The 4,959-nt window shown below is 65.9% G+C and carries 6 protein-coding genes; all 6 read right to left on the reverse strand.

The window, feature by feature from the left end; genetic code table 11:
- Nucleotides 1–23: 23 nt before the first annotated feature.
- Complete coding sequence (gene coaD / locus ACQKJZ_RS17945; RefSeq protein WP_427732895.1) at nt 24–527, reverse strand: pantetheine-phosphate adenylyltransferase; 504 nt, start codon at nt 525–527, stop codon at nt 24–26.
- Nucleotides 524–1,411 carry a polyprenyl synthetase family protein gene (locus ACQKJZ_RS17950; RefSeq protein ID WP_427732900.1) on the reverse strand — a complete coding sequence of 296 codons (888 nt, stop codon included), beginning with the start codon at nt 1,409–1,411 and terminating at the stop codon, nt 524–526. The genes coaD and ACQKJZ_RS17950 overlap by 4 nt, the downstream gene beginning before the upstream one ends.
- A gap of 17 nt (nt 1,412–1,428) precedes the next feature.
- Entirely contained in the window at nt 1,429–1,668 is a 240-nt protein-coding gene (locus ACQKJZ_RS17955) for an exodeoxyribonuclease VII small subunit (RefSeq protein WP_007406073.1), read from the reverse strand.
- A 70-nt stretch (nt 1,669–1,738) separates the two neighbouring features.
- Nucleotides 1,739–1,918, reverse strand: a complete 180-nt coding sequence (locus ACQKJZ_RS17960; RefSeq protein ID WP_312488695.1) for a hypothetical protein — start codon at nt 1,916–1,918, stop codon at nt 1,739–1,741.
- Nucleotides 1,860–3,644 (reverse strand): diguanylate cyclase domain-containing protein, encoded by a 1,785-nt coding sequence (locus ACQKJZ_RS17965; RefSeq protein ID WP_427732898.1) that lies wholly within the window; start codon nt 3,642–3,644, stop codon nt 1,860–1,862. The genes ACQKJZ_RS17960 and ACQKJZ_RS17965 overlap by 59 nt, the downstream gene beginning before the upstream one ends.
- 273 nt (nt 3,645–3,917) lie before the next feature.
- Nucleotides 3,918–4,959 (reverse strand): AAA family ATPase (locus ACQKJZ_RS17970; RefSeq protein ID WP_427732899.1); only part of this gene is annotated, 1,042 nt, incomplete at its 5' end.

Genomic DNA, 4,959 nt, shown 5'->3' on the forward strand with positions numbered 1-4,959 from the left:
CCCCTTACAGGGGAGGAATAGGTTTAGGACCCCTTGCGGCCGATCTTCTCGACGCGCGCGACCACATCCTCACATACGGCGGACGTCACGAACTTGGCGATGTTGCCGCCATACATCGCGATTTCCTTGACCAGGCGGCTGGCGATCGGCTGCAGCGCGACATCGGCCATCAGGAAGACGGTCTCGACGCGCGGATTGATCTGCTGGTTCATGCCCGCCATCTGATATTCATATTCGAAATCGGCGACGGCGCGCAGGCCGCGTACGATCACCTTCGCCCCTTCGCGCTCGGCAAAATCCATGAGCAGCGAATCGAAGGCGACGACATGGATCTCGCCCGCGACATCGGCGACCTCGCGCCGGACCATCGCCATGCGCTCGTCGAGCGTGAACATCGGCGACTTGGACGGGTTCGTCGTGACGCCGATCACCAGCCGGTCGACCAGCTTCGCGCCGCGCCGGATGATGTCCATATGGCCGAGCGTCACGGGATCGAAGGTGCCAGGATAGACGCCGATCCGGGTCACCGGTCGCGCTCCACCACATAGGCGGCGATGGCGCGGAGCAGATCGGCCTCGTGCCCATAGTCGCGCAGATGTTCGATCGCCTGGTCGACCAGCATCCGGCATTGCTCGCGCGCGCGCTCGACGCCCAGCAGGCTGAGGAAGGTCGCCTTGCCGGCATCCTCGTCCTTGCGCAGCTTCTTGCCCGCCGTGGCCTCGTCACCCTCGGCATCGAGCAGATCGTCGGCGATCTGGAAGGCGAGGCCCAGATCATGCGCATAGCCGCGCAAATGGGTGCGGCCCTCGGGCGGTACGCGACCCAGGATCGCACCCGCTTCGACCGCCGCGCAGATCAGCGCACCGGTCTTCATCTGCTGAAGCCGGGTGACGGTGGGCAGGTCGAACACCTGCCGCTCGGCCTCCAGGTCCATCATCTGGCCGCCCGCCATGCCGCTGGGGCCGGAAGCGCGCGCCAGGTCGAGGATCAGCTCGGACCGGACGAAGGGATCGGGGTGGGTCGACGGATCGGCCAGGATTTCGAAGGCCAGCGCATGGAGGCAGTCGCCCGCCAGGATCGCGGTCGCCTCGTCGAACGCCTTGTGCACGGTCGGCTTGCCGCGCCGCATATCGTCGTCGTCCATCGCGGGCAGATCGTCATGGATCAGCGAATAGACGTGGATCGCCTCCAGCGCGGTCGCCACCCAGCCGGCGCAGTCGCGGTCGACATCGAACAGCCGCGCGGTCGCGAAGACGAGCAGCGGGCGAAGCCGCTTGCCGCCGCCGATCGCGGCGTGGCGCATCGCGGCATAGAGCGAGGCGCGCGGATCGCCGGGATCGGCGAGCAGCTCGGCAAAGCGGCGGTCGATGTCCTGCGCGACGTCGTCGAGGGCGTCGCGTAAAGTCGGCATGACGGTGGTCGCCACGCTCAACCGGCCTGGAAGGGGCGGGTGCCCGCAGCCTTGCCCTCGGCGTCGAGGCGGATCGCCTCGATCCGGGCCTGGGCGGCGTCGAGCCGTTCGGCGCAGCGCTGGCGCAGACGGTCGCCGCGCTCATAGAGGCGGATCGATTCGTCGAGCGTCGCTTCGCCGCTTTCCAGCCGGCCGACGATCCTCTCCAGTTCCTTGAGGGCGTCCTCGAACGTCAGTTCTTCGATGGGCGTATCCATGACGCCGCTATGGGGCAGCCCCGCGACACGCGCAAGCAGCCTCGCATGGGTTATGTGCGACAATACCGGCTTAACGCAGGCGACGGACCGTCCAGGTGTAGAGAAACGAGACGCCAAAGACGCCCAGGTCGACCGCGGCCTGTACCCGCCGGGGCGATCGATCGGTCAGGTCGTGGGTGACCAGGCGGATGTCAGCGATGGGATGACGCTGTCCCAGCGCGACCAGCGCCAAGACCCCCGCCACGACCATGATCTGCCTTTTGTCCACACGCCGCTCCCCCGATCGCCGTTTTACGCCATGGCGCGGTGGCGGACAAGGGGGGGATGCCGGCGGGAGGGGCGATGTCCCGACCGGGGGCATGGCAGGCGCGGTCGCGGCCGCCCTTCTTGGCGGCGAACAGGGCCTGATCGGCCTCGCGGTACAGGGTGCGCCAATCGGCGTCGTCGCGCAGCGGGCCGGTGCATAGCCCCAGGCTGGCGGTGACCTTCAGCCCGGCCGGATAGGTCGCCGCGCGCAGCCGTTCGAGCAGCGCGTCGGGCTCGGGCGCGTGATCGGCATCGGCGACCAGCGCGAATTCCTCGCCGCCGATACGCGCGGCCAGCGTGCCGGGCGGCAGCGTGTCGATCAGCGCCTGCGCGAAGCCGCGCAGGACCTCGTCCCCTTCGTCGTGACCGAGCGTGTCGTTGATCCGCTTGAAGTGATCGATATCCGCCAGGATCAGCGTTTGCGGTCCGCTGCGCCCGACCGCCTGATCGAGCAGCGCGCGACGGTTGAACAGCCCGGTCAGCGGGTCGGTATCGGCCAGACGGCGCGCGGCGCGTTCGTGCGCGCGGGCCTGGTCGCGCTCGCGACTGAGCAGATAGATGCGATAGGCGACGCCCAGGCTGGCGATCAGCGCCTCGGCCCCCATCGACAACAGCGTCGACTGGTCGATCCAGGGACGCCATTCGATCAGGTGCAGCGCGTGGAGCACACGGAACATCGCCAGGATGATCGGCGTGCCCCAGGCGATGGCGAAGGCCCAGAGGAAGTTGCTGCGCCGCCGCCAGGCGCTGACCAGTACCGCGACCAGGAACACCAGCAGCACCAGGAACCCGACGACCACCCCCGTGTCGAGCGGCCGGATCCAGCGTGGCGCGAGCAGCGCGAAGGCGGCATTGGGAATCGCGATCAGGACGAAGGTGACGATCGCCCAGCGGTCCAGCCAACCGTCGAACACCTTCCGCTCGAAGAAATGGCGGGCGAAGATGACCAGGGTCAGCGCGACGCCGCCCAGCATGATCGCATTCCACCGGTGCCGCTCGTTATTGTCGAGCCAGGGCAGCCACTGGCCGATCAGCCCCGACGAGCAGAGCGCATAGCCGGTGATGAAGAACAGCAGCATGCAATAGACCGGCTGCAAAGGTTGGCGCAGCGCGGGCCAGAGCGCGAGGTTGTAGATGCCCAGGCCGATCACCAGCCCCATGATGATGCCGTAGACCAGGCTGAGCGACGACTCGACCGCCAGCGCATCGGCATAATGCACCAGATGCGCACCGCGAACGACACCGCGCATGTTGGCCGCGCCATGCGCTTCCCACAGGATGCGAACGGGCCGCGTCGCCTCGCGCGGCAGCGGCACCGCGATGGTCGCGCCCAGCAGCAGATAGGGGGCGGTGGTCCCGCTGGTGAACGCGACGTCCCGGATGCTGCCGTCGGCATAGAGGATGTGCAGGGTCGTCGCGTCCTGCCAGGTGCTGGCGAAGGTGATGGCCAATCGCTCGCGCGGGTCGCCGGGAAGGATCGGCAGCGGGGCGGACAACACCCAGAAATCACCCGTGCCATAACGGGATTGATCACCGCGACAATCGAAAGCCTGAGGGTCCATGAACAATGCGTGCGCCGTGTCGCCCGGTTCGATCGGGCGAATGCACGTTTGAAGTGCATCGGGCTTTTCCGCCCTGGCGGGGGCGAGCGGCAGCAGAGCGATGAACATCGCCAGAATCAGCGCGCCAATTCCGTATCTGATCGCCCCCATGGCGGGGTGCATAGCAGAATATAGTAAATGTTGCGTTAATTTTTACGAAAGGGGCAACTATGCTTGAGTCGATCGTCGGTATGACAATTGTATGACGACCTCATCGCTCGGGCGGCAAGACTGGGAACGTTAAATCAACTAACTTTAGTTAGTGTCCTCATGCTAATTGGATAGAAATGGGGCCGGGTATCGCTACCCGGCCCCTGTCTGTTTGCTTGTTGTTTCAGCCGATCAGCCGGCGTCGACCGAAGCGGGCTTGCCGCCCTTCTTGCGCGGCTTCTTGGGCGCCGCCGGTTCGATCGCGAAGGACAGCGCGCCGTCCTTCATCTTCACCGTCACCTCGCCGCCATGGACCAGCTTGCCGAACAGCAGTTCCTCGGCCAGCGGCTGCTTGATCTTCTCTTGGATCAGGCGGCCCATCGGACGTGCACCGTACAGGCGGTCATAGCCCTTTTCGGTAAGCCAGCTCTTCGCCGCCTCGTCCAGGCTGATATGGACGTTGCGGTCCGCCAGCTGGAGTTCGAGCTGGAGGATGAACTTGTCCACCACCCGCGCCACGACTTCCGGCGGCAGGTAACCGAAGGGCACGATCGCATCCAGGCGGTTGCGGAATTCCGGCGTGAACATCTTCTGCACGGCCTGCTCATCCTCGCCCTCGCGGGTGAGGGTGCCGAACCCGACCGTCTCACGCGCCATGTCGGCGGCACCGGCATTGGTCGTCATGATCAGGATCGTGTTGCGGAAATCGACCGTCTTGCCGTGGTGATCGGTCAGCTTGCCGTTGTCCATCACCTGCAACAGGATGTTGAACAGATCGGGATGCGCCTTCTCGATCTCGTCGAGCAGCAGCACCGAATGCGGATTTTGATCGACCGCATCGGTGAGCAGACCGCCCTGGTCATAGCCGACATAGCCCGGGGGGGCACCGATCAGACGGCTGACCGAATGACGCTCCATATATTCGGACATGTCGAACCGCTGGAGCGGAATGCCCAGGATCGTCGCCAGCTGGCGCGCAACCTCGGTCTTGCCGACGCCCGTGGGGCCGGTGAACAGATAGTTGCCGATCGGCTTGTCGGGATCGCGAAGCCCGGCGCGGCTCAGTTTGATCGCCGAGGACAGGTTCTCGATCGCGGCATTCTGGCCGAACACCACGCGCTTGAGATCGGTCTCCAGCGTTTCCAGCTGCTGGCGGTCGTCGGTCGACACGCTCTTGGGCGGGATGCGCGCCATGGTGGCGATCACGGCCTCGATCTCCTTGGGCGTGATCGTC

This window comes from Sphingomonas sp. NPDC019816, assembly GCF_050274375.1.
Taxonomy (GTDB): Bacteria; Pseudomonadota; Alphaproteobacteria; order Sphingomonadales; family Sphingomonadaceae; genus Sphingomonas.